Origin of the sequence: Pseudomonas sp. SLBN-26 (assembly GCF_006715895.1) — a bacterium.
Lineage (GTDB): Bacteria > Pseudomonadota > Gammaproteobacteria > Pseudomonadales > Pseudomonadaceae > Metapseudomonas > Metapseudomonas otitidis.
In genome coordinates this window covers 4,420,473-4,443,507 of record NZ_VFOB01000001.1, presented here as the reverse complement: position 1 = coordinate 4,443,507, position 23,035 = coordinate 4,420,473, and the positions used below count along the sequence as shown (strand labels likewise).

At 63.6% G+C, this 23,035-nt stretch carries 22 protein-coding genes; 9 read left to right on the top strand and 13 right to left on the bottom strand.

Annotated elements, in window-relative coordinates:
- Window positions 1-171 precede the first annotated feature (171 nt).
- The 3 genes from FBY21_RS20615 (at window position 172) to FBY21_RS20605 (ending at window position 2,810) form a co-directional block, all read left to right on the top strand.
- Window positions 172-1,494 (top strand): OprD family porin, encoded by a 1,323-nt coding sequence (locus FBY21_RS20615; RefSeq protein WP_142013325.1) that lies wholly within the window; start codon window positions 172-174, stop codon window positions 1,492-1,494.
- 140 nt (window positions 1,495-1,634) lie between these two features.
- Complete coding sequence (locus FBY21_RS20610) at window positions 1,635-1,841, top strand: hypothetical protein (RefSeq protein ID WP_044409945.1); 207 nt, start codon at window positions 1,635-1,637, stop codon at window positions 1,839-1,841.
- A 222-nt stretch (window positions 1,842-2,063) separates the two neighbouring features.
- Window positions 2,064-2,810, top strand: coding sequence for a DUF695 domain-containing protein (locus FBY21_RS20605; RefSeq protein WP_160158616.1), 747 nt, complete (start codon window positions 2,064-2,066; stop codon window positions 2,808-2,810).
- Between the two features lie 42 nt (window positions 2,811-2,852).
- On the opposite strand, the gene FBY21_RS20600 is transcribed toward FBY21_RS20605, so the two are convergent.
- Genes FBY21_RS20600 through FBY21_RS20590 form a run of 4 tightly spaced genes read right to left on the bottom strand, consistent with a single transcriptional unit; the run spans window position 2,853 to window position 8,614 of the window.
- Complete coding sequence (locus tag FBY21_RS20600) at window positions 2,853-6,005, bottom strand: efflux RND transporter permease subunit (protein WP_142013318.1); 3,153 nt, start codon at window positions 6,003-6,005, stop codon at window positions 2,853-2,855.
- Window positions 6,006-6,017: 12 nt separating this feature from the next.
- On the bottom strand, window positions 6,018-7,208 hold the full coding sequence (locus FBY21_RS20595) for an efflux RND transporter periplasmic adaptor subunit (RefSeq protein WP_074969770.1): 1,191 nt from the start codon (window positions 7,206-7,208) through the stop codon (window positions 6,018-6,020).
- Window positions 7,199-7,360, bottom strand: a complete 162-nt coding sequence (locus FBY21_RS29460) for a hypothetical protein (protein WP_160158615.1) — start codon at window positions 7,358-7,360, stop codon at window positions 7,199-7,201. The genes FBY21_RS20595 and FBY21_RS29460 overlap by 10 nt, the downstream gene beginning before the upstream one ends.
- Window positions 7,361-7,363: 3 nt before the next feature.
- Window positions 7,364-8,614, bottom strand: a complete 1,251-nt coding sequence (locus tag FBY21_RS20590; RefSeq protein ID WP_233473346.1) for a TolC family protein — start codon at window positions 8,612-8,614, stop codon at window positions 7,364-7,366.
- A 418-nt stretch (window positions 8,615-9,032) separates the two neighbouring features.
- On the opposite strand from FBY21_RS20590, the gene FBY21_RS20585 reads away from it, so the two are divergent.
- The 3 genes from FBY21_RS20585 to FBY21_RS20575 all read left to right on the top strand — a co-directional run bounded on the left by FBY21_RS20585 (window position 9,033) and on the right by FBY21_RS20575 (window position 12,345).
- Window positions 9,033-9,707, top strand: a complete 675-nt coding sequence (locus FBY21_RS20585) for a heavy metal response regulator transcription factor (RefSeq protein ID WP_044409960.1) — start codon at window positions 9,033-9,035, stop codon at window positions 9,705-9,707.
- Complete coding sequence (locus FBY21_RS20580) at window positions 9,704-11,083, top strand: heavy metal sensor histidine kinase (protein ID WP_142013315.1); 1,380 nt, start codon at window positions 9,704-9,706, stop codon at window positions 11,081-11,083. Before FBY21_RS20585 ends, FBY21_RS20580 begins: the two co-directional genes overlap by 4 nt.
- A 98-nt stretch (window positions 11,084-11,181) precedes the next feature.
- On the top strand, window positions 11,182-12,345 hold the full coding sequence (locus FBY21_RS20575) for a glutathionylspermidine synthase family protein (protein ID WP_142013312.1): 1,164 nt from the start codon (window positions 11,182-11,184) through the stop codon (window positions 12,343-12,345).
- Here FBY21_RS20575 and FBY21_RS20570 read toward each other — a convergent pair.
- From FBY21_RS20570 to FBY21_RS20535, 8 genes are all read right to left on the bottom strand, one after another.
- Window positions 12,313-13,098 carry a hypothetical protein gene (locus FBY21_RS20570; RefSeq protein WP_142013310.1) on the bottom strand — a complete coding sequence of 262 codons (786 nt, stop codon included), beginning with the start codon at window positions 13,096-13,098 and terminating at the stop codon, window positions 12,313-12,315. The genes FBY21_RS20575 and FBY21_RS20570 overlap by 33 nt on opposite strands.
- Window positions 13,088-13,927 (bottom strand): hypothetical protein, encoded by an 840-nt coding sequence (locus FBY21_RS20565; RefSeq protein WP_142013308.1) that lies wholly within the window; start codon window positions 13,925-13,927, stop codon window positions 13,088-13,090. Before FBY21_RS20565 ends, FBY21_RS20570 begins: the two co-directional genes overlap by 11 nt.
- A 27-nt stretch (window positions 13,928-13,954) precedes the next feature.
- On the bottom strand, window positions 13,955-14,740 hold the full coding sequence (locus tag FBY21_RS20560) for a DUF1190 domain-containing protein (RefSeq protein WP_160158614.1): 786 nt from the start codon (window positions 14,738-14,740) through the stop codon (window positions 13,955-13,957).
- A gap of 339 nt (window positions 14,741-15,079) precedes the next feature.
- The gene (locus tag FBY21_RS20555; RefSeq protein WP_142013303.1) at window positions 15,080-15,640 is read right to left on the bottom strand and encodes a DUF6037 family protein; all 561 of its coding nucleotides are present in this window, start codon (window positions 15,638-15,640) and stop codon (window positions 15,080-15,082) included.
- A gap of 84 nt (window positions 15,641-15,724) precedes the next feature.
- Complete coding sequence (locus tag FBY21_RS20550; RefSeq protein ID WP_142013301.1) at window positions 15,725-17,272, bottom strand: SAVED domain-containing protein; 1,548 nt, start codon at window positions 17,270-17,272, stop codon at window positions 15,725-15,727.
- A gap of 35 nt (window positions 17,273-17,307) precedes the next feature.
- Window positions 17,308-18,240, bottom strand: a complete 933-nt coding sequence (locus FBY21_RS20545) for an AAA family ATPase (RefSeq protein ID WP_142013299.1) — start codon at window positions 18,238-18,240, stop codon at window positions 17,308-17,310.
- Window positions 18,240-18,755, bottom strand: coding sequence for a hypothetical protein (locus tag FBY21_RS20540; RefSeq protein WP_142013296.1), 516 nt, complete (start codon window positions 18,753-18,755; stop codon window positions 18,240-18,242). The genes FBY21_RS20545 and FBY21_RS20540 overlap by 1 nt, the downstream gene beginning before the upstream one ends.
- Before the next feature lie 7 nt (window positions 18,756-18,762).
- A complete protein-coding gene (locus FBY21_RS20535; RefSeq protein WP_142013294.1) occupies window positions 18,763-19,728 on the bottom strand; it encodes a CBASS oligonucleotide cyclase in 966 nt (321 codons plus the stop codon).
- Between the two features lie 187 nt (window positions 19,729-19,915).
- Here FBY21_RS20535 and FBY21_RS20530 point away from each other — a divergent pair, with 187 nt between their 5' ends.
- From FBY21_RS20530 to FBY21_RS20520, 3 genes are all read left to right on the top strand, one after another.
- On the top strand, window positions 19,916-20,239 hold the full coding sequence (locus FBY21_RS20530) for a helix-turn-helix domain-containing protein (RefSeq protein WP_015278133.1): 324 nt from the start codon (window positions 19,916-19,918) through the stop codon (window positions 20,237-20,239).
- Between the two features lie 2 nt (window positions 20,240-20,241).
- Window positions 20,242-21,132, top strand: coding sequence for an ImmA/IrrE family metallo-endopeptidase (locus FBY21_RS20525; RefSeq protein WP_142013292.1), 891 nt, complete (start codon window positions 20,242-20,244; stop codon window positions 21,130-21,132).
- Between the two features lie 547 nt (window positions 21,133-21,679).
- Window positions 21,680-22,342, top strand: coding sequence for an RES family NAD+ phosphorylase (locus FBY21_RS20520; protein ID WP_142013290.1), 663 nt, complete (start codon window positions 21,680-21,682; stop codon window positions 22,340-22,342).
- Between the two features lie 31 nt (window positions 22,343-22,373).
- On the opposite strand, the gene FBY21_RS20515 is transcribed toward FBY21_RS20520, so the two are convergent.
- Entirely contained in the window at window positions 22,374-23,009 is a 636-nt protein-coding gene (locus FBY21_RS20515; protein ID WP_142013288.1) for a hypothetical protein, read from the bottom strand.
- Between the last annotated feature and the right edge of the window lie 26 nt (window positions 23,010-23,035).

Below are 23,035 nucleotides of genomic sequence, written 5' to 3'. Positions count from 1 at the left end.
CCCTGTCCCCATGGCGGGCGGATTACGGAATTGTAATCAGCGCCTCATCTCCGGGTTATCCGGCGCTTGCCACGATAGCCCCGCCGCGCGCCGCCCGCGTGAGCGTCGGCGTGTTCGATAACAACAACGACATGGCCTCCACGACCTGCCATACACGAACAGGAGCATCCGATGATCCAATCCGCACGGGCCCCTCTGGCCCTCTTCGTCGCCCTCGCCGCCAGCACACCCCTGCAGGCCGCTGAGCAGAAGCCCGAAGGCTTCATCGAAGGCAGCAGCCTCACCGTCCTCAACCGCAACTTCTACATGAACCGGGACTTCCGCCACGGCCAGTCCAGCCCCACCGACAACGGCTACACCGAAGCCTGGGCCCACGGTGTGATCGCCACCTTCCAGTCCGGCTTCACCGAAGGCACGGTAGGGGTCGGCATCGACGCCTTCGCCATGCTCGGCCTGAAGCTGGACACCGGCGACGGCCGCTACGGCCCGGGCGGCAGCGTCAACCTGCTGCCGGTGAACAGCCGGGGCGAGGCCGAGGACCGCTACTCCAAGACCGGCGGCGCCCTGAAGGTGCGGGCCTTCGACACCGTGCTCAAGGCCGGCGACGTGTTCCCCACCACCCCGGTGGTGCACTACGGCGACGCCCGCCTGCTGCCGGAGAGCTTCCGTGGCGTGACCCTGGAAAACACCAGCCTGGAGGGCCTGAAGGTCCAGGCCGGGCGCCTGCACGCCATGAGCCAGCCCCAGGAAAGCGGCATGCGCGGCAACTTCGCCACCTTCTACGCCGGCCGCGTGGACGCCCCCTGGGTGGCCTACCTGGGCGGTGACTACCAGGTGAACGAGTACCTGGGCCTGAGCCTCTACAGCAGCCGCCTCAAGGACGCCTGGAACCAGCACTACGCCGGCCTCCAGCTGGAGTACCCGCTGGGCGAGGACCTGGCCCTGATCGGCGGCCTCAACCTGTACAAGGCCACCGACGAAGGGCGCCGCCTGCTGGGCACGTTCGACAACACCATCTACAGCGGCAAGGTCGGCGTGCGCTACGGCGCCCACACCCTGGCGCTGTCGCACCAGCGCAACACCGGTGACGACGACTTCGACTACCTGCGCCAGTCCGACTCGATCTTCCTCGACAACTCCATCCAGTACAGCGACTTCAACTCGCCGAAGGAGCGCTCCTGGATGCTCCGCTACGACCTGGACATGGCCGCCTACGGCGTGCCGGGCCTGAGCTTCATGACCCGCTACGCCCGCGGCACCGACGCGGACTACTCCCACGCCAACAGCACCTACATGCGCCGCGACGGCAACGGCGACCCGCTGGTGGACCAGAAGCGCTGGGAGCGCGACATCGAGGCCCGCTACGTGGTGCAGAGCGGCTCGCTGAAGGACCTGTCCCTGCGCCTGCGCCAGGCCACCACCCGCGCCACCGACTTCGAGTCGGACCTGGACGAGGTGCGCCTGATCGTCGAGTACCCGCTGAACGTACTCTGACGGGCCGTCCGGGCCGGCCCACGGGGGTCGGCCCGGATATCAAAGATGTAATCCGCGCCTCACCGTCCTGTTAGCTTCCGCTCCTTAGCATGGGCCTCGTGGTTCGACGCCAATCCCGAAAGATGAACGAGGTTACCCCCATGAAAGCCAGTCTTCTCCTGATCGCCCTGCTTGGCCTGAACGCCACCGCCGCCCTCGCCGAAGACGGCTCGGAACGCGCCCAGCAGATGGTCCAGGCCGCCCGCGATGCCCAGCTCGCCCGCCCGGCCGACGACAGCCAGACACTCACCGCCCAGCGCGACGCCGACAAGGCCGAGGCCAGGGGCGCCGAACGCGCCAACAACTGATTTCCCCAGGCAATACGTCCACCTCCCGCTTCCGCTCCTTTGGATGGGGTGGACCCTGAGGCGCCCCGGATGGGCGCCTTTTTTTGTGGCCGTCCGGTCGCAAATCCTCTCCCTCCTCTCTCCAGCGACCGATTGCCACGCCACGGCCCGCCGTGCGCCAGGTCCGCTTCTTGCCCCGGCAAACCCGCTACAGTCTCGCCACCCCAACAGGGAGGGAGACTGATGACCGAGAACTGGGATTTCTATTTCGCCCGGGTGGATGACCGCCCGGCATCGCTGTTTGTCGACCTGGGTGCCGTGGAAGAGGCGCCGATCGAGCGCCTGCCGGCCATGGCCTATGTGCGCGTGGAGATGAACGCGCCACGGGGCGACGGCCTGTCGAGCAACGAGGAGTACGACGCGCTGATCGCGCTGGAGGACGCCGTGCTGCCGAAACTGGAGGATGCCGACCACGCCTACGTCGGGCGTTGCACCACCAACGGCTGCCGCGACTTCTTCTTCTACACCGCCCACCCGCAAGGCTGGGAAGCCCGCGTGGCCGAGGCGTTCCGGGGCTTCCCGGACTACCGCTTCGAGGCCGGCAGCAACCCCGACCCGGGCTGGTCGACCTACCTGGAGTACCTGTACCCCAGCGCCATCGACCACCAGTGCATCCAGAACCGCCGGGTCTGCCAGACCCTGGAACAGAACGGCGACCGCCTCGACACCCCGCGTGACATCGACCACTGGGCCGAATTCGCCGAGGCCGGCGACGCCCAGGCCTTCGCCAACCGCGCCCAGGCCCTGGGCTTCTCGCTGCGGGTGCCGATCGCGGCCAACGAAGACGGGCAGTACAGCGTGCACCTGTGGCGCAAGGACCTGCCCTCCTTCGCCGAGATCGACAGCGTCACCCTGCCGCTGTTCCACCTGGCCGAGGACCACGGTGGCCGCTACGACGGCTGGGAAACCCAGCTGGTCAGCGCCGACTGACACCACCGGCGCCACCCGCGAACTCGGGTGGCGCCGCCCGGGTCAGCCGCGCTCGTCGGCTTCGTCCTCTTCCTCGTCGCGCTGGTGCGCACGCAGGTAGAGCGCCGGCAGCACCAGCAGCGTCAGCGCCGTGGACGAAAGGATGCCGCCGATCACCACGGTGGCCAGCGGCCGCTGCACCTCCGCCCCGGTGCCGGTGGCCAGCGCCATGGGCACGAAACCGAGGGAGGCCACCAGGGCCGTCATCAGCACCGGCCGCAGCCGGGTCAGCGCCCCTTCGTTCACCGCATCCACCAGCGAACGCCCCTCCTCCCGCAGGTTGCGGATGAACGCCAGCATCACCAGGCCATTGAGCACCGCCACCCCGGACAGGGCGATGAAGCCGACCCCGGCGGAGATCGACAGGGGGATGTCCCGCAGCCACAGCGCCAGCACCCCTCCGGTGAGGGCAAAGGGGATGCCGGTGAACACCAGCAGGCCGTCCTTGACGTTGTTGAACATCATGAACAGCAGGGTGAAGACCAGCAGCAGCGCCACCGGCACCACCACCTGCAGGCGCCGCGCGGCCGATTGCAGCTGTTCGAACTGGCCGCCCCAGGTGGTCCAGTAGCCGGCCGGCACCTGCACTTCGGCCTGGATGCGCGCCTCGGCCTCGGCCACGAAGGAGCCGATGTCGCGGCCGCGCACGTTGGCGCTCACCACCACCAGGCGCTTGCCGTTCTCGCGGCTGACCTGGTTCGGCCCCAGCTCCAGGTCGAGGGTGGCCACGTCCCCCAGGGGGATGAAGGCGATGCCGTCCGCCGCGCCGCCGGGCAGCGGCAGCAGCAGGCGCGACAGGCCCTGCGGGTCGGTGCGCAGCCCCTCGTCGAGGCGCACCACCAGGTCGAAGCGGCGGTCACCCTCGAACAGGGTGCCGGCCTGGCGACCACCGACGGCCATGGCCAGGGTGTCCTGCACGTCGCCGACGTTGAGGCCGTAGCGCGCGGCCTTGTCGCGGTCGATGTTGACGGTGAGCACCGGCAGCCCGGAGGTCTGCTCCACCTTCACCTCGGAGGCACCGGGCACCTGCTGCAGGGTCGTGGCGATGCGCTGGGCGGTGCTGCCGAGCACGTCCATGTCGTCCCCGAAGACCTTCACCGCCACGTCGCTGCGCACCCCGGAGATCAGCTCGTTGAAGCGCAGCTGGATCGGCTGCGACAGCTCGTAGTTGCTCCCCGGCACGCCGGCCGCCACCTGCTGGATCTCGGCCACCAGCGCCTCGCGGCTCTTGCCCGGGTCCGGCCATTGCTCGCGCGGGCGCAGCATCACGTAGGCGTCGGAGATGTTCGGCGGCATCGGGTCGGAGGCGATCTCGGCGGTGCCGGTGCGGGCGAACACCCGCAGCACCTCCGGCACCTGCGCCACCAGGGCGCGTTCCAGGCGCTGCTGCATGTCCAGCGACTGGCCGAGGCCGGTGCCGGGCACGCGCAGGGCCTGCAGGGCGAAATCACCCTCGCTGAGGCTGGGGACGAACTCGCTGCCCATGCGGCTGGCCAGCACGCCGGCACCGAGCACGCTGGCGGCCGCCAGGGCGAAGGCCAGGTTGCGCCGGCGCATCACCCAGGCCAGCACCGGGGCGTAGCCGCGCCGGGCGGCACGCATCACGGCGTTCTCTTCCTCGCGCACGCGGCCGGTGATGAACAGGGCGATGGCCGCCGGGACGAAGGTGACCGAGAGGATCATCGCGCCGAACAGGGCGATCACCACGGTGAAGGCCATGGGGTGGAACATTTTCCCCTCGACCCCGGTGAGGGCGAAGATCGGCAGGTACACCACCATGATGATCAGCTGGCCGAACACCAGGGCCCGGCGCGCCTCGCGGGAGGCGGCGAACACCTCGTGCAGGCGCTCGCTGCGGGTCAGCAGGCGGCCATGGCGCTGCTGGGCGTGGGCCAGGCGGCGGATGGCGTTCTCCACGATCACCACCGCGCCGTCGACGATGATGCCGAAGTCCAGCGCGCCCAGGCTCATCAGGTTGGCGCTGACCTTGTTGGCGAACATGCCGGTGAAGGTGAAGAGCATCGACAGCGGGATCACCAGGGCGGTGATCAGCGCCGCACGGATGTTGCCGAGGAACAGGAAGAGCACAGCCACCACCAGGATGGCGCCCTCGATCAGGTTCTTCTTCACCGTGGCGATGGCCTTGTCCACCAGGTGGGTGCGGTCGTACACCGGCACCGCCACCACGCCGGCGGGCAGGCTGCGGTTGACGCTCTCCAGGCGCTCGGCCACCGCCTGGGAGACGCTGCGGCTGTTCTCGCCGATGAGCATGAACACGGTGCCCAGCACCACCTCGCGGCCGTTCTCGGTGGCGGCGCCGCTGCGCAGCTCCTCGCCGATGGCCACCCGCGCCACGTCGCGCACGCGGATGGGCGTGCCCTCGCGCTGGGTGACGACGATGGCGGCGATGTCCTCGATGCCCTCCAGCTGGCCGGGGGCACGGATGGTCAGCTGTTCGCCGTTGCGCTCGATGAAGCCGGCGCCGACGTTGGCGTTGTTGCGCTCCAGGGCGGTGACCAGGTCCGCCAGGGTGATGCGGTAGGCGGCCAGGCGCGCCGGATCGGGAGCGACCTGGAACAGCTTGGCGTGGCCGCCGATGGTGTTGATCTCGGCGACGCCGGGCACGGTGCGCAGCTGCGGCTTGATGATCCAGTCCTGGATCACCCGCAGGTCGGTGGCGCTGTAGGGCGTGCCGTCGGCCTTGAGGGCGCCCTCCTCGGCTTCCACCGTCCACAGGAAGATTTCGCCGAGGCCGGTGGAGATCGGCCCCATGACCGCCTCGGCGCCTTCGGGCAATTGCTCGCGGGCCGTCTGCAGGCGCTCGTTGACCAGTTGCCGGGCGAAGTACAGGTCGGTGCCGTCTTCGAAGGTGACGGTGACCTGGGACAGCCCGGAGCGGGACAGCGAGCGGGTCTGCTTCAGGTGCGGCAGGCCGGCCATGGCGGTCTCGATGGGGAAGGTGATGCGCTGCTCGGTCTCCAGGGGCGAAGAGCCGGGCGCGGCAGTGTTGATCTGCACCTGGACGTTGGTGATGTCGGGGACGGCGTCGATGGGCAGTTTCTGGTAACTGGCGATGCCCAGGCCGGCCATCGCCAGCACGGCGAGCATCACCAGCAGGCGCTGCTCGATGGCGAAGCGGAGAATGCGTTCGAACATGGTGGCTACTCGTCAGTGGGCGTGGTCGGCGCTGGCCTTGCCCAGCTCGGACTTGAGGGTGAAGCTGCCGGCGGCGGCCAGCTCGACCCCCGCCTCCAGCCCGTCGCTCACCTCCACGAAGCCCTGGTCGCGGGCCCCCAGGGTCACCGGGCGGGTAGCGAAGCCGGTGTCGGTGCGGACGAACACCACGCTGCGGTCCTCCACCGTCTGCACGGCGGCCTCGGGCACGGCGACGGGCACCTCGCGGGTGTCGGTGGCCAGCTGCACGCTGACGAACAGCCCCGGGCGCCAGGCCAGTTCCGGGTTCTCCAGGGTGGCGCGGGCGGTGGCGGTGCGGCTCTGCTCACCCAGCAGGCTGCCGACGTAGGCCACCGAGCCGGCCACTTCCGCCCCCAGGTCGCGGGCGCTGACGGTGACCGGGCGGCCCACGCGGACCCGTGCCAGGTCACGGGGCGAGACGCTGAAGGTGGCCCAGACGCGGGACAGGTCGGAGAGGGTGAAGGCGGCACTGCTCTCGTTCACCACCTCGCCGGGCACCAGGTGCTTCTCCACCACCATGCCGGCGAAGGGCGCGCGCAGCTCGTAGCGGTTGCCACCGCCCTGGGCGAGGCTGCCACTGAGGGCGCTGACCTTCTGCCGGGCGTTGCCCAGGGCGATCTCGGCCTCATCCAGGGCCTGGCGCGCCAGCAGGTAGTCCTGCTCGGCGGAGATGCCTTCCTGCCACAGCTGGCGCTCGCGCTCGAAGGTGGTGCGGGCCAGGCGCACGCGGCGTTCGGCGGCGGCCAGTTCGCTGCGCTGCTCGGACACCTGGGGGCTGGCGATCACCGCCAGCAGGTCGCCCTTCTGCACCGCCTGGCCGAGGCCGACGCTGACCTGCTCGACCACGCCGGCGGCACGGGGGAACAGGTGGGCGGTGCGGTCCTCGTCCAGGCGGATCTCGCCGGGCAGGGCCAGGCGCTGGCTGAGGGCGCGGGGAGCGGCCTTCACCAGCTCGATGCCGGCGGCCTGGATCTGCGCGGGGCTGAGGGCGATGGCGCCCTCCTCCTCATCGTGGTCGCCGCCCTCCTCGTCGGCATGGGCCGAGGGCGGCGGGTCGTCGGTGGCCTGGGGCGACGGGCTGCCGATGGCCGGCAGCAGGGTGGCGCCCGCGCCCAGGCCGAGGGCGAGCAGCAGGCCGAGGGCGAGGCCTCGTTTCATGTCCATGGGGTGTCCTCTCGAAGGGAAACGATGATGTGCAAGGCGCGGTAGAGGTCGTGGCGGCACCAGTGGCCGTCGGGCTCGCTGGGTACGCCGGGGGCGTAGCCGCAGCCCGCCACCAGCACCAGCAGGCCGAGCCAGGGGTGGCGACGGGGCATGCTTCAGGCCGGGCCGTCGAGGCCCGACAGGTCGCCGTAGAGGCGCTCCAGGCTGGCCCAGGCCTCGGTGGCCTCGGCCATGGCCTGCAGGTAGCGGTTGCGCGCGTCGATCAGTGTGCGCTGGGCGTCGAGCACGTCGAGGAAGGCCAGCTTGCCCATGCGGAAGCCACGGGTGGCGCTGTCCACCGCCTGCTGAGCAGCCGGCAGGATGCTGCGGTCGTGGGCGTCGATGGCGGCCTGGGCACGGCGCCATTGCTCCAGGGCCATGGCCACGTCGCCGCGCAGGCGCAACTCGGTGGCGTTGCGCAGGTCGCGGGCCTGGTCGGCGCGGCGGCTGGCGGAGAGCACGTTGCCCTGGTTGCGGTCGAATAGCGGCAGCGGCAGCGACACCCCCACCAGGTTCACCCGCTGGCGGTCCTCGGCGCTGTACTGGCTGCCGATGCTGACGGTGACGTCGGGGTAGCGCCGGGCCTTCTCCAGGTCCAGGCCGGCCTCTTCCCGCGCCACGTCGGCCAGCGCCAGGCGCAGGTCGGCGGTGTCACCCAGGCGGGCCAGCAGGCGGGCTTCGGCCGGGGGGGACGGCAACGGACCGAGGCGCCCGGCGACCCGCTCGAAGCCGGGCCGTGGCTCGCCCATGAGCGTGGCGAGGCGCTGGTAGGCCTGGCGCTGCTCGGTGCGGGCACGGTCGCGCTCCAGGGTCAGCTCGTCCTGCTGGACCTGGGCCCGCAGTGCTTCCATGGGGGCGGCCTTGCCGGCGCGGATGCGCGCCTGGGCCACCGTCAGGCCGCGCTCGGCCAGGGCCAGGGAGGCGTCGGCCAGCTCGCTGCGCGCCTGGGCACGCAGGGCCGCCTGGAAGGCCAGCAGGGTGTCGGCGCGCAAGGCATTGCGGCGCTGCTCCAGGGTCAGCTCGGCCAGGGCCTGGCCGCGCTCGGCGTAGGTGACACGGGCACCGCGCTTGCCGCCCAGTTCGAGGGGCTGGGCCAGGCTGACGCTGGTGGTGCGGGTGGCGCTGCGGGTGTCCTCCATCTCCCAGGAGAGTTCCGGGTTGGGCAGCAGCGCGGCCTGGCGGCGTTCGCCGGCGGCGATGCCCGGCCCCTGGCTGGCGGCCGCCAGTTCGGGGTTGCCCTGGTAGGCGGTGGCGAGGGCGGTGGCGAAGTCCAGCTCGGCGGCCGTGGCGAAGGGCGGCAACGCCAGGCACAGGGCCAGGACGGCCAGGCTCGGGCGCAGGCGCTTGGGGGGCTTGGGTCGGTACACGGTGGAAGTCCTCTGCGTCTTGGAAGCGATCAACGCCTGGCAACTTCCAGGGGTTGATCCGATAACGCCGGGGACTCTAGGGCGGGGCACTTATCCCCAGGGTGACGCACGGATTACAAATATGTAATGCCCGTTCCGGGGGCACTTATCTGGTTTAGCATCGCACCGCCCCGAACAACTTCCGGGCAACTTCCGTAGCAACTTGAAACAACTACCGGTGTTATCCACAGGCCTTACGCCGCGCTGAAAGCCTCGTGGCAGGCGGCGCTGGCGGGTCTGATCGCTTGACCTTGAAGTGACTACAGGGTTTAGCCTGCGCAACTTTCCGGTCGTTTTTCTTAATTGACTTATTTATCGCTGCCCTCTTGTTCGAACAATGAGCCGGGCACTTTTCCTTCTATATGCAGGATGAATTCCCATGCGGATCCTTATTGTCGAGGATGAGCCCAAGACAGCCGATTACCTCTACCAGGGCCTGAGCGAAAGCGGTTATGTGGTGGACGCTGCCCATACCGGCGTCGACGGCCTGCACCTGGCCCGCCAGCACCAGTACGATCTGGTCATCCTCGATGTGAACCTGCCGCAGATCGACGGCTTCGGCGTGCTCGGCCAGTTGCGCCAGGACACCGCCACGCGGGTGCTGATGCTCTCGGCCCGGGGCCGCCTGGCGGACAAGGTGAAGGGCCTGGACCTGGGTGCCGACGACTACCTGGTGAAGCCCTTCGAGTTTCCCGAGCTGCTGGCACGGGTGCGCAGCCTGCTGCGGCGCGCCGAGCAGATCGCCGTGCCGGAGGTGCTGCGGGTGGCCGACCTGGAGCTGGACCCGGGGCGCCACCGGGCCTTCCGCGGCAGCCAGCGCATCGACCTGACCACCAAGGAATTCGCCCTGCTGCACCTGCTGATGCGCCGCGCCGGCGAGGTGCTGTCGCGCACCCAGATCATCTCGCTGGTGTGGGACATGAACTTCGACTGCGACACCAACGTGGTGGAGGTCTCCATCCGACGCTTGCGGGCGAAGATCGACGACCCGTTCGAGAACAAACTTATCCACACCCTGCGCGGCGTCGGCTACGTGCTGGAAGACCGCGGATGAAGCCGGCCAGCCTGTCCGTCCGGCTGGGGCTGGCGGTCGGCGCGATGGGCGCCGTGCTGGTGGTGGTGCTGGCCCTGCTGGCCGTCTATGGGCTGGACGGGGCGCTGGATGCCCGCGCCCGCGAGGCCCTGGAGAGCAAGCTGAAGCAGATCGAGCACAGCCTGGCGCTGGATCTGGGCAACAGCCTGCGGCCCCACGTGGTGGGCGACCAGATCAAGGGCCACGACGACCTCAGCCTGGCGCTGTTCGATGCCCGCACCGGCGGGCCGGTGCGCCTGGAGCTGGGGCGCCTGCCGCTGTCGGAACGCCTGCGGGACCTGCCGGCGGGCCCGGAGGTGCGCTACCGCACCCTGTACCTGGAGGACGGCAGCGAGGTGCTGGCGGCCTACCGCGAGCTGGTGCTGCCCGACGGCCAGGCGGTGCGCCTGTTCCTCAACCTGGACCGGCGCAGCGACCGCGCCCTGCTGGCGGCCTACCTGCGCTCGGCGCTGGCGACGCTGCCGCTGGTGCTGTTGCTGATCGGCTGCGGCGCCTGGCTGGTGGTGCAGCGCGGCCTGGCGCCGCTGGCACGCTTCCGCCGGGTGGCGGCGAAGGTCTCCACCGAGGACCTCTCCCACCGCCTGCCCGTGGCGTCGCTGCCCCGGGAGCTGGGGGAGCTGGCGCAATCCATCAACCTGATGCTGCACCGCCTGGACGGCGGCGTGCAGCAGCTGGCGCAGTTCTCCGACGACCTGGCCCATGAGCTGCGTTCGCCCATCAGCAACCTGATGGGCCAGGCCCAGGTGACCCTCTCCCGCGAGCGCCCGCCGGAGGTCTACAAGGCGGTGCTGGAGTGCTGCACCGAGGAGCTGGAGCGCCTGGCGCGGATCGTCACCGACATGCTCTTCCTGGCCCAGGTCAGCCACCCGGCGGCGCTGGTGCCCATGACCCCGCTGGATCTCGGCGCCGAGGCGCGCCGGGTGGCCGACCTGTTCACCCTGCCCGCCGACGACAAGCAGCAGGTGCTGGTGGTGGAGGGCGAAGGCCAGGTGCTGGGGGACCGGCTGATGGTGCAGCGGGCGCTGTCCAACCTGCTGTCCAACGCCATCCGCCACAGCCCGCCGCGCAGTTGCATCCACCTGGAGGCCCGCCGGGAAGGCGACAGCCTGGTGATGGCGGTGCGCAACCCGGGCCCGGGCATTCCCCCGCAGCACCTGCCCCACCTGTTCGAGCGCTTCTATCGGGTCGACCCCGGCCGCGCCCGGGCGGACGGCGGCACCGGCCTGGGCCTGGCCATCGTGCGTTCGATCATGAGCCTGCACCGGGGCTCGGTGGAGGTAAGCAGCGAACCGGCCGGCCCTACGGAGTTCCGCCTGCGCTTCCCGGCGGCTGGCTAAGAACGACGCCCTCACCGGGTTGCCGCCTCGATCAACAACCAAGGCCCTGGCGGGTCGCTAGAATGGCGACCCATTTTCCAGGCCAACACGGACGTTTCATGCATCGGCACACCATCGCGCCGCGCCACGACTGGTGCGAGCAAGCCTCGACGCTCGGCTTCCACTTCCACTCCATCGGCGGCGAACCCTACTGGGATGAAAGCGTCTGCTACCGCTTCAGCCTGCGGCAGATCGAGGACGACATCGAGGCACCCAGCGCCGAGCTGGAGGCCATGTGCCTGGCCCTGGTGGAAGACGCGGTGGAGAGCGAAGCCCTGCTGCGGCGCATGGCGGTGCCCGAGGCGCACTGGACGCTGATCCGCGACAGCTGGCGTACACGCGAGCCGGCGCTGTACGGGCGCATGGACCTGACCTACGACGGCCAGGGCCCTGCGCGTTTCTACGAGTACAACGCCGACACCCCGACCGGCCTCTACGAGGCGGCCTTCTTCCAGTGGGTCTGGCTGGAGCAGTGCCGCGAGCGCGGCGTGCTGCCGGAGCGAGCCGACCAGTACAACCTCATTCAGGATGCGCTGGTCGAGCGCCTGCAGCGCATCGGCCTGGCGGGTGAGCCCTTCCACCTGGCCTGCTGCCGCGACCACATCGAGGACGAGGGCACCGTCACCTACCTGGCCGACTGTGCCAACCAGGCCGGCCTGCAGCCCCATCTGCTGTACATCGACGACATCGGCCATGTGCCCGGCAAGGGCTTCGTCGACCTGCACGACCAGCCGCTGATCCAGCTGTTCAAGCTCTACCCCTGGGAGTGGCTGCTGGAGGAGGACTTCGCCCACCATCTGGCCCGGAGCCGGACGCGCTTCATCGAGCCCGTCTGGAAGACCCTGCTATCGAACAAGGCGATCTTGCCGCTGCTCTGGCAGCGCCATCGCGGCCACCCCAACCTGATCCCGGCCTGCTTCGCCGATGAGCCGGATGCGGCCCTGCTGGGCCCGCGCTGGGTGCGCAAGCCGTTCTTCTCCCGCGAGGGGGCGAACATCCAGGTGGAAAGCGAGGGCGGTGTGGAGCTGGCGACGCCCGGCCCCTACGAGCAGGGGCCGGCGATTCTGCAGAGCTGGTGTCCGCCGCCCTGCATGGGTGGGGAGCACCCCATCATCGGCAGCTGGCTGGTCGGTGGCCGGCCCGTGGGCATGGGCATTCGCGAAGACCGCAGCGCCATCACCCAGGACAGCTCACGCTTTGTTCCGCACTACATCCTCGATTGAACGCCCGCGCAGCAGGGCCTCGGCCCGCCTCAGTGCCTGATGCTGCAGGCAGAAACCGGCCAGGGCGCTGGCCAGCCAGGCGGCAGCCAGCGCCATTGCAGCAAGGAGCAGGCCGGCGAGCGAGCCAACGATCAGCAGGATGACCAGCAGGCAGGTGCCCACCGTTACCCCCGCGATCCACCAGGCGTCCACGGCCCAGAAGCTGCGCAGGTAGGCGCGCAATGGGCTGGGTCGGTAGGGCTGAAGCTTTTGCAGCCGTTGCCAGTTGATCCCCAACAGTCGCTCGGCGGCCATGGGCAACAGGCGCTCCTGCGGTGACGCGTCGGTCGCGGCGGCATCCGCTGGCTTCTGGCGGGCGCGTGCCAGCTCGGCCAGCGCCTTCAGGTCGAGCACCTCACCACTGTTCAGGTGCCACAGCCGCCGCTGCTGCGGGTTGAACAGGTAGGTCTCCACGTAGCTGCCGCAACACAGGCTGTAACCCAGGAAAGCCAACCAGAGGACGGTCCAGACCAGCAACGTCAGCTCGTAGTTGCCCACGGGCCAGGGCGGCAGGTCACAGGCCAGCTGCGCGGCGAACATCAGGCCGATCACCAGCGGCGTCATACAGCCCAGCATCAGGGTCAACCCATGGGTGGCGCCGACCAGCATGGCACTGCCGCTGGCCGAGTCGACGCGCACGATGCGAGGCTCCGACACGTCGAGCGGGCCGCCATTTTCGGTCACCAGGGTTGCTTTCAGGTATTCATTTGCCATCGGTGCGCACCATCAGCAATTGCCAACTGTCATCACGCCACAGCGCAGGCTCATCGCGGGGCTGCTGGTCAGCCGGCAACACCACCACCGCAAAGGGCGTCTGGCCCAGCGTGAACTCGCCCAACTGCAAGGCCGGGGACTTGCCTCCCAGCTGCAGGTCGACCCCCACCAACGCAGTGACGTTCTCGGTCCGAGGCTGGCTCGCCCACCAGGCCTGCCAGGCATGCAAGCCCGCCAGGTTCGAGCCGGCCAGCTTGATCCGCCCATCGGTATGCAACGCCAGCAGGCCGGTGGGCCAGGACTCGCTGGCCCCCCACTGGCCATCCGGTCGGGCCGGCAACGGTTGCTGGCGCAGGGTCGCCCAGAGCTCGGCGAGCTTTTCCAGTTCGACCGGCCTGGCGTCCACCAGGGCCTTGACCAGTGGCGACTCGGCGCGCAGGTCGACGTCATCGGTGGGTCTGCTCTGACGGGCGAAACTCCTGACCTGCATGTGCAGCATCCGCCCATGCTCCCAGGTACGGTCATGGGTCCAGAAGATCGAGGTCGTCATCCACCTCACGCCTTCCTCGGTCACCTCTATGCCGCCGCACTGCGTAAACGCCCGCAAAGGGGCCGCAAGACGCACCAGCACGGGCGCCCGGCAGGTAGGGGCAAGACCGAGGGATTCCAGGCTCTGCCATTCGCGACTGTTCGGCAGGCGCACCCGCAGCCGGTCGGGCTTTTCGGCGATGAGCCGACGCAGCTCCTCGAGACGTGCATCGGCCTCGCCAATGCTGCTATCCAGACCCGCTGCCTGGGCGATCGAGTTGCCGAAGAGGCAACCAAGCACTAGGCCAATCCGTATCCACATGATCGGTTACCCGCTGGCCATGGCCAGGCTGCTGCGGGCCGTCGCGCCGAACCCGCCGCGGCTGGCAACGCCTTGGAGGCGCGTCGGCAATTGCCCGCTCTGGAACTGCTGGGCATAACCGGACGCCTGCAACTGGCTGCGATGCACGCTGGCCTGGCGGGTACGCTGATCCCCCAGGTACTGGCCCTGGCCGGTGAACAGGTGCAGGTTGCGGCCACCACTGCCGTAGTAGCCACCGTAATGGCCACTGACGTAGGTGCCGCTGCCATAGAGGGTGTCTTCGCTCATGCCGAAGACCGGCTGCAACTCATCGAGGCCGATCTCGCTCCAATCGTCCGGTTCGCCACTGCGCAGGCGTCTGATCAAGGCATCGCTGACCAGGAACGCCACCGGCTGGGGGCGGGCCAGGCCGTCGTCGCCCTGTGTGCAGCTCTGCACGGCGTCGGCCGCGCACCAGTCACCGACCTTGCAGTTGCCACTGATACGGATGAAGTCGCGCTCACAGGCCATGAAGCTGGTGTAGACCGGGGCCATCAGGGCCGTGCGCCGGAACGCTTCGTCGCGCAGCCGCAGGCATTGCTCGGCGGTCAGGGTGGTGCCCTGCTCGCAGACCGCCAGGCTGTCGAAGACCTGCACGTCGCGGTACATCGGGTCCCAGGCCAGCAGGACGAGGGGCGTGGCCCCCATGAGGCTGAGGGTCAGCAAGCCGGCGCGCTTCTGCCGGCGAGCGGTGTCAGGCAATGGCTGGGAGGGAGCGGCAGCAGGTGCCGAGGGCGCTTCGGCGGAGGGCATAAACAGTCCATGTTCAAGATCGAGGGGCGGATTAGAAGATGACGCTCCCCTCGGGTCAACCGCCATTGAACGGGATGTGATCCAGTCCCGGCGGCTGTGCACGGCCCACGGCGCCCGTGGCTGGAGGCCTGCCACGGTGATAATCAGGAATAAAGTCTGTTCTGTCGTGTGCCCAAACCCGGGCCTTCCAGCCCGTAAGGAAATTATTGAAAGTCTGTTCGATTTGCTAGGAATTCAGAAAAACGCTCTAACGCGTAGTAATAAAGTCTGTTCGAGCGCTTTCGAGCCACGCTCACTAATGACGCAACCTAGCCTCATTGCTGCTAGGTTCGTCTTGGTCTAGCCCTGCCAGGCGCGGCCAAGGTCATTAGCGCTCCATCTAGAAGAGGCTCGGTTCCTTAGGCTGAACTGCATTGCATCAGGCCCAAAGACTATTAGGGTCTTCTTAAGATTGGACGCAGTTGGTCCCCTATCCGGCCCCCAGTAGATCCAGGCATCGAAGAATGGCCGATCTCTCTCCTCAAGATCATGACGAAGGGTCAAGATTTGCTGCGGGGTCGGTGCCCTATCCGGGCTTGCCTCGTGCGGCACAGCTGCATTAAGTGCCTGGAAAAAATCTGAAGATTTAAATTCATTTGTGGACATGCCATGGGTCTTGAGCACGCTCATCAGATCTTGGAAGAGATCACCCAGGTAGGCGGACATGTGGAAATTGTCCGTGACCTGAAACTGAAAGAATTTAGGGTTTTCGCCACGAGACGTCATCGTCAACTCGAAGTCTCCTCTCATCGAGAAAAGGCAATCAAAGGTCGCAGCTCCGTTTACAAAGAGGAACTGCTGAATATCTATACCTAACGCAATCATGCTTCGCGCCAATCGCTCAAGCCCGGTCATATGCATACATTCATTCCTCTGGAGCTTATGGTGTCGCGTACTGTGCTATCCGCGGCCATAGATTGCTGAAGCTGCAGTTAAGCCGCCTCCCTAACTAGTGGCTGAAGTTATCTCTGGATACGACAGCGATGGCCGATAAGATCCATCGGCCTGGAAATCAAAATCGAATTCGTACAACGTCAGTGGCTTAAGTAGTGGTGCCTGCCTTCCAAGATAAAACGTGAAAGCATTAGGTGCCGAAATGAACAGGTGATAGCGCTCACGCCTCGCCGCTAAGTCGACCGCTCGATCGGCTGCGATTTTCGTGGCTAGCTGCTCGGCTAGGTGGTTTGCATGAGCTCCTGACGTAAGAGCTCGTGGCGAGGCCCCCCCCACCAAAGTCGCTACCAGCAGACGACGGAAGTGCCCCGGGTTCTCCTCAAGAAATTGCCGTACCGAACCTTCCGTCTCACGAGTCAAACTGACCGCACAGACTGTGCCGCTACCATCGGGATCTAGTTCGTGCTCAGAGAATACCCACCCGTTGGACGCACTGCTCAGGGTCTCGTCATCTGGCGCCCAAATCTTCATGACAGGCGAGCGCTGCTCTAATTCTGTCAGCCTTCCAGATTTAGCATCGAGTACAGCTCCAGCCGCAAAAGCCAGAGTGGCATGAGCCTCGATCGCCAGACGGATACGCCCATCTTCGGAGGGCACATTCAATAAAAACTCTCGGAGCTTGGGCAGAAGCGAATCTCTCCAGGAGCTCTCATCTCGTATCGTCCGCTCATCAAACTCTGGGACCAAATTCAGCACCTGAGCACAGCGGCTCTCCATTCGATCGAGGGCGTGCTCGAACGACTTCACGCCAAATATCAGTGGAGCTGCCTTCGGCTTTTCGGCCAGTAACCCTTCTTGCGCACACTTATCTTTAAAGTCTGATCGGTCGAACACAGCTCTGCGTTGCCCGACCCATTCGAAGATATTTCCGTCGTAGACAGTGACGCTCGCGTTCGGCTCAGGCCTAACCAACCCATTCGCACGACATGCGCTGTCCAAAAGATCGCGCAACCCATCCAACGAGTCGCGGGTCAGGTGGAAAGCCAGACGATTACAAAGTGCCCGTAGCTCCTCTTCTTCTACACCGAGGTGGTCGCGCCACAGCTTACGCAAGCTCCCAGTCGCACTACGCTCAGTTGTTCCTTGAAACAGCTTATCCACATCGAGATTTAGGGACTTTGAGCGAATGCATTTCGCCAAGGCATCAGCTAGATCTGCCATGTGGTTGGTGACTAAAACCAGCCTAGACGTGCACTCATTGGCCATGTCATGTCGATGCGCAGCGAGAGCACGCTGCAGCATAGAGGTGGTAGTCGCATTGATGTAATCGGGTCGTACTAGATCCCCATGAGTAAACGAGCCAGGGATCGCGTGCCACTTACATTGCATTCGTTCAATATGAACCGAGTTGCCTCGATGATCTTGAGGCGCGCGACGAGGATCATATTCAACCCAAATATCGTCGAACCCTTTCAACCCGGACTCGAAACCCACGCGGATGATTGGGCCTCCTTCGTCGAGCAAGCGGGCGGCATAAAGCCAGAACATTCGCGCTTGAAACACATCACCATCACGACGAGTGACAACTGCTTGCGTCATAACTCTGCCTCTCTGATCAGTCACACAGCAGTGACTCAGCGATCCTGGAACGCTGGCGTGGGCTTCATTTCTTGAGCGGTGAGCAGTGCCTCACGCGCGTCCACGGCCTTGTTCGGATAGGCAGCAAGAATGATGGAAGGAATCAGTCGCTGGTTGATATCCGAGAATGTAAAGCCAGGCTCATTCGCTTCCCGGGGTCCTGTCAGCTTCACTAGCTGGTCAATCGCAAGAGCCGGAAGACCTAGGCCTTCTAGTTTCGAACTCAACAAATAGCGCCGCTGGGCCTCGTCAGGGCGACCAAACGTCAGTACCTCAGCGGCTCGCCGCTGCACCGCGGGATCAAGAGCTTTGAGTCGATTGGTACACATCAGCACTGCCGCTGGAAGCTTCTGGTTGGCAATGCGGTCAATGCCTCGAATGAAGGCATTTACCCCTGCACGATCCTCGTGGTGCATCTGTGCATTTTCTCGGGATTGGGCCAAAGCATCAGCTTCGTCAATCAGCAGCAACACAGCACCGCGGGCCTTCCCGCTTGAGTTCTTGAGCTTCTCTGCAGCCTCGATGGTGTAGTCGAATGCGGCTGAAACCAGTTGGGTCATTTCTCCCACACGGCCCTGTCCGCGAGTCGCGAGGCTCAAAGGGTAGAGGGTGATGTCGATACCCTCTTGCCGAGCGACAGCATCACCGATGGTTTCAGCAAGTTCGGTTTTACCCGAGCCGACATCACCTGCCAGAACGGCTAAAGGGGGACGGCGCATAACCGCATCAACAGCTGCGCGGGCCTGCGGGTGATGCTTCTCGGCCCACTCTTGCAAACCGTACGGGTTGACCAAAAGACCCAATATTTTAGCCAGCCGCTCTTTATGCGCGTCCAGTCCGACGAGGCGTGCCAAACGCTCTTGGGGCTCGAAGTCCGGGAAGCTTACGCGCCGCTCAAACAGTTCATCTAGAGACGGTTTTACGTTCATCAGTAGCTCCTTACGCTTGCACGATTGAGGGCACGGCCACCTGCCGAATAGGTCTTGTCACTTTCTAGATAGCCACTGACCCCCGGTGTTGGCGCGCCTTCTCGCTTAAAAGGCAAATCTTTTAGGGCGCTCTCCCGCTCAGCCGCCGCATCGCTGTAGTACTTCGAGCTGTAAGTCATGTAGCTGGAGAAGGACGCCCCAGTCACGTCTTTCCCAGGACGCACCTTTCCCGGATCATCATCCGAACCTGCGCCTACCAGATCCCCCGCTGTGTAGCGCAGAGTGGGCTCGATGAAATCGTTGCCACGCTTGAAGCCGTAGGTCACCTCCCCGAGATACCCGGCTTTAAGCATCACAATTAGTTCCGCTTCGTACTGCGTGATCGAGGAATCGCTGGGGTAGCCGTAGAAGCGCTGAACCCGCTTAAGGTCAGTCGCTACTTTGGCAGCCATGTGTCGGGCGTGAGTGATGGTGAAGGTTTGCGTTTCAGCAACGGTAAAGCTGTAGGAGGACATGGCTTTCTTACCCCTGGAATGAAGAGCCGAAGACTTTCTGCCAATAGCCAACCGTCAACTGCTTGGTGGGCGCGTAGGTCGCAGCTTCTATGGCATCTCCCGCTTCCATTGCTGCATCAACGATCGCGTCAACGTTGCGCTGCGTATACAGACGCGCGACGTTGTTACTGGGGTTAACCGGATCGATGATCTGCACGAGGTCAGACAACGCTCCGACTTTCGAGGCCGGGTAGTTGTCTTCAAAAACAATCCGCTGTCGTAACCCGCTTGCAGCCAGATAGGTAAAGAACGCCTGCAAGGCTTCGGGATAGTCGGAGAAGTCGACTCCGTTGTCGCACAGCTTGGCCATGATCAGCTCGATCATGAAGGACTTGAATCGGAAATCCTGACGCTCCTGCTTCATCAGACGTGCCCAATACTTGGCCAGCCGAACAACCTGAGCAAAATGCGTAGGGGCAGCACGTTTACGCGCCTTGGCAAACTCAAGGTGCAACGGAATGCTTGTCTCCAGGAAAGACCCATCCTCCTGGCTCACCAAGTTGCCCCGCCAATTTGGCAAGCCGGAGTACAGCACCGGCACAACATCGACATCCAGGCCTGAACCTTTGAAGGACACGGTTACCGAGTAGGTCTGTGGCTTGACTTGATCAGGCGTGAAGTTAGGAAAAGCCTTGCGCAGCCTCTCCGCCAGATAGTCGAGAAGATCACGGATATCGTGCGGCGCCTCAGAGCCACTGATGTACACGGCAACATCAATGTCATTCAGCGAGCGAAGCGCCGTCCCTTTGGCCAGGCTGCCAGACAGCATCATGCGTTTCAGAGAGAAATCGTCGTGGTCCGCCAGGTACCCTTCCAGCTTGTCCTGCAGCCGCTGAGCTTGCTCGCGATACTGCTGAGCCTTTTCCTTAGGCAGATTCACCTTTTCCTCGGCGAACCGCGCTATATCCTTATGGTCGATATGCTCTCTTGCCATTTCATCCCCCTCAGTCCACACGCTTCTAGAGGCCGGGCGAGGAGCTGAAAGGGCTAGTCGTCGAGCCAGGAAAAAAAGTTCGGAATAGCGAACTTTGTGACAGACTGCTCGCGCCTATCGCCTTTGTCAAACGATTTGTTCGGAATCGTGGTATTTTGTGTTTAACGACTATGGAGGAGACACGACGATGACTACCCGTCTCGGCGAGAAGCTCCGCGACCTGCGCAAGCAGCGTGGGCTGACCCTGGAAAAGCTTGCGGACATGGCAGGGCTCAGCAAGAGCTACCTATGGGAGCTGGAGAACCGAGAGTCCCAAAGACCCTCAGCAGAGAAGCTCACAGCGCTGGCGGATGTTCTCGGAGTAGGAACGGCTTACTTTTTCGAGGATGATCTACGTGAGCCGGAAGAAAAGCATCTCGATGAAGCCTTCTTCCGCGGCTACAAGAATCTGGAGCCGGATGCGAAAGCGCAGCTTAGGAGGATTCTAGATACGTTCAAAAAGGACTTTTAAAGATGCCTGATGGCAAGGTATGGACACCGCAGAAAGCCGCCATCCATCTGACCAAAATCTGTGATCAGATCAGCCAATCCCTCGGGCTTGATCGCTTCCCTGTTGATGTTAGCGAGCTTGCCCTTGGCGCCTTCGAGGTCTTCAAGTACCCCGACCCGATCGTTAAGGTAGAGGCTGTCGACATCAAAAACTTCGATGGTGCACTGTTTGCCAACGAAGCTAAAAACCGCTGGATGCTGCTATACAACAACGGCCTGAAATCTCCAGGCCGTATTCGTTTCACTCAAGCTCACGAGCTGGGGCACTACATCCTCCATCGCCTCAAGCGCGACGAATTTCAATGCAGCAGTGATGACATGCTGTCATGGGAGGACAAGAACATTGAGGCCGAAGCCGATCTGTTCGCATCTTTTCTGCTGATGCCCCTAAACGACTTTCGCAGCCAACTCACCCCAGACACTGATATTGAGGTATTGCGCCATTGTGCGGATCGCTATGGCGTTTCACTTACCGCTGCCGCCCTGAAGTGGATTGAGTGCACCGAGGACAGTGCAGTCTTGATACTGTCACGTGATGGCTTCATGAAATGGGCGTTTTCCAGCTCGGCAGCACGCCGTAATGGTGCTTTTTTCCGAACACGCCAGAGCCCCATACCAATCCCTGCGGGCTCGTTAGCAGCTTGCTCAACGATTACCCAAGAACGAAAGGGGATTGAGCTTCCTGCCTCACTCTGGTTCCCACATGCTGATCGCAGTGCTTGCGTTCGTGAAATGAAGATTCATTCCGAGCGGTATGAGTACGTCATTACCCTGCTCCGACTTCCTCGCTCTGCTGCGGTTTGGCCCCCTTATCCTGAGTCTCGAGACGGAAAGGATTACTGGCGTCGCAAATGAATATGCTCATCGACTGACCAGAACTGCTGGGGTGAGGTGCTATCTGTGTATTTGAGCCCTCACATCCCAGGAAGCTCTGCATAAATCCTCGCCTCTGCACCACACCTCAGGGCAAAAGCCAGACTGAGGGAGTAGTCGAGTGCCCGCAAGATGCCATTCGGCTAGGCCAAAACTGGCCGCAAGAAATGAGCGGTGCAGGAGTGCTGGCGCGCTTCTCTTGATTCCTCCTGTTTAATCAAATTAATTCCACGTAAAGGCTTTCAGCCTATACCCCCCTACAGCCTCCAGCTGCGCCTTTGTTTTAGCGGCTTTAGTAATTTATTAATTAAGCTTATTTATTTTTTGCCACGCACCTAAAAAATCTCTAGTCAAGATAAATATTCTTCGGTTAAATATGGTTGCGCGCATGGGCCATAAGCGAAATCTAGTAGCGACCCACTGCGCGTACGTGTTTGCAAGTGCTCAGCCACCTGCAAGCAGAAACCAACTTGCAAATGGAATTCGACCATGAGCAGAAAATTTAACCCTATTAGAGGCCCTACAACTAATGACAAAGAGAAAAGACGAACTCGAAGCACTTAAGCAGACGATTCAAGATGCCATAGAAAAGCACGGTTTGCCGCTTACGGAGATCCCCAAAGGCACCCCAACCTTCCGTGTTCAGGAGACTGAGCACTCCAACCCGCTCTACTACAACCCTAAATCCGACTCTCGGTATGGAGACCCCCAAGGAACTATTGGGGTCTGCTATGTCGCGTTTTCCGACGTCGTGGCTGTAGCGGAAACGGTTCAACATGGAAAAGCAGGCGAGGGTACACCTGTAACACAGCAGGAGATCGAAGCTCGGTCTCTTCATGAGCTTGAGGCGGCACGCCTGCTGAAGGTAGTGGACTCTGCAAGACTGGTAGCGAATACAGGAAGGCGTCTAGGAGCAATTGTTCAGTCGAAAGGCCAGGGAAGCCAAGGCTATGCCTTTACCCAAGCCTTAAGTGATGTGGTAATGCGACACACCGATCACGTCGACGGCATCATCTATACATCGCAGGTATACCCTAGCGCTGGTAGACAAAATGAATGCAACCTGGCGCTCTTTGCTGATCGCCCCGAGCAGCTTAAGGCAGTGAGAAAGACTCCCCTTGGGGAGTTGGAGCTTTCTACCGAAGAGACTGTCGGTGAACTTCTGAATCGTCTGCAAGTACCCATCGAGTGAAACAGGAGCCGGGCCCAGCCATGGGCCCGGCTTACCTGCCCATCGACAGTCTGTTCTTGAAATCACGAACAATTATCTCGAAAGCCTTTTCATCAGCCAAAAGCATGTACCTTGGTTTCAAATTCTCTGGCTCACCCGGATTAGAGTAATCCATATTTTGAGCCAAAAATCCTAATAGAACATTTACTTCTTCCTCGCTTTTTGGGCTTATCGCAGTTGTCTTTGTCAGCAGCCCAATTTGAGGGATTATCGTATTATTCTCGAACTGAAATGATGGATAGTACTTCCGTCGCGACGCGTCGGTATAGGAAAGGACCTGACACAGCTGAACCCTTTTGTTAAGTGCTTGCCGGGTAATACCCAGTATCTGGCACACAGTTTTCGACTCAAGCAGTTCGTAAGCTTCCTTTACCTTTTCTAAAGCGAGCTCCTTGCCTTTTGCGTATGCGATTTGGTTTCGCATCTTTGGGCTCAGCTTTTCTCCATCCTTTATTGCAATGGTATTTCGAATCGTATCGAAGTACTTTTCCTGATTACCCTTCCTAGCCAACTCTAACAGTTGAGCCTGAGAAAGCTTTTCCATGAATTGCTCAAAGCCTTCACGCAGCACTGACTTAGCGGCCTCGCTGTGGCTAGTGGCTTCGGTGAACTCGATAGCAGTCTTCATAATCTTCCTCACTCGCTGATCGCTTT

Coding starts and splice junctions, on each gene's coding strand:
- FBY21_RS20585 (WP_044409960.1), top strand. CDS start 9,033: ATGCGGATCCTTATTGTCGAGGATGAGCCCAAGACAGCCGATTACCTC.
- FBY21_RS20545 (WP_142013299.1), bottom strand. CDS start 18,240: ATGAACGTAAAACCGTCTCTAGATGAACTGTTTGAGCGGCGCGTAAGC.
- FBY21_RS20580 (WP_142013315.1), top strand. CDS start 9,704: ATGAAGCCGGCCAGCCTGTCCGTCCGGCTGGGGCTGGCGGTCGGCGCG.
- FBY21_RS20550 (WP_142013301.1), bottom strand. CDS start 17,272: ATGACGCAAGCAGTTGTCACTCGTCGTGATGGTGATGTGTTTCAAGCG.
- FBY21_RS20605 (WP_160158616.1), top strand. CDS start 2,064: ATGACCGAGAACTGGGATTTCTATTTCGCCCGGGTGGATGACCGCCCG.
- FBY21_RS20595 (WP_074969770.1), bottom strand. CDS start 7,208: ATGGACATGAAACGAGGCCTCGCCCTCGGCCTGCTGCTCGCCCTCGGC.
- FBY21_RS20535 (WP_142013294.1), bottom strand. CDS start 19,728: ATGGCAAGAGAGCATATCGACCATAAGGATATAGCGCGGTTCGCCGAG.
- FBY21_RS20520 (WP_142013290.1), top strand. CDS start 21,680: ATGACAAAGAGAAAAGACGAACTCGAAGCACTTAAGCAGACGATTCAA.
- FBY21_RS20525 (WP_142013292.1), top strand. CDS start 20,242: ATGCCTGATGGCAAGGTATGGACACCGCAGAAAGCCGCCATCCATCTG.
- FBY21_RS29460 (WP_160158615.1), bottom strand. CDS start 7,360: ATGCCCCGTCGCCACCCCTGGCTCGGCCTGCTGGTGCTGGTGGCGGGC.
- FBY21_RS20575 (WP_142013312.1), top strand. CDS start 11,182: ATGCATCGGCACACCATCGCGCCGCGCCACGACTGGTGCGAGCAAGCC.
- FBY21_RS20610 (WP_044409945.1), top strand. CDS start 1,635: ATGAAAGCCAGTCTTCTCCTGATCGCCCTGCTTGGCCTGAACGCCACC.
- FBY21_RS20560 (WP_160158614.1), bottom strand. CDS start 14,740: ATGCCCTCCGCCGAAGCGCCCTCGGCACCTGCTGCCGCTCCCTCCCAG.
- FBY21_RS20515 (WP_142013288.1), bottom strand. CDS start 23,009: ATGAAGACTGCTATCGAGTTCACCGAAGCCACTAGCCACAGCGAGGCC.
- FBY21_RS20600 (WP_142013318.1), bottom strand. CDS start 6,005: ATGTTCGAACGCATTCTCCGCTTCGCCATCGAGCAGCGCCTGCTGGTG.
- FBY21_RS20540 (WP_142013296.1), bottom strand. CDS start 18,755: ATGTCCTCCTACAGCTTTACCGTTGCTGAAACGCAAACCTTCACCATC.
- FBY21_RS20555 (WP_142013303.1), bottom strand. CDS start 15,640: ATGCATATGACCGGGCTTGAGCGATTGGCGCGAAGCATGATTGCGTTA.
- FBY21_RS20615 (WP_142013325.1), top strand. CDS start 172: ATGATCCAATCCGCACGGGCCCCTCTGGCCCTCTTCGTCGCCCTCGCC.
- FBY21_RS20570 (WP_142013310.1), bottom strand. CDS start 13,098: ATGGCAAATGAATACCTGAAAGCAACCCTGGTGACCGAAAATGGCGGC.
- FBY21_RS20530 (WP_015278133.1), top strand. CDS start 19,916: ATGACTACCCGTCTCGGCGAGAAGCTCCGCGACCTGCGCAAGCAGCGT.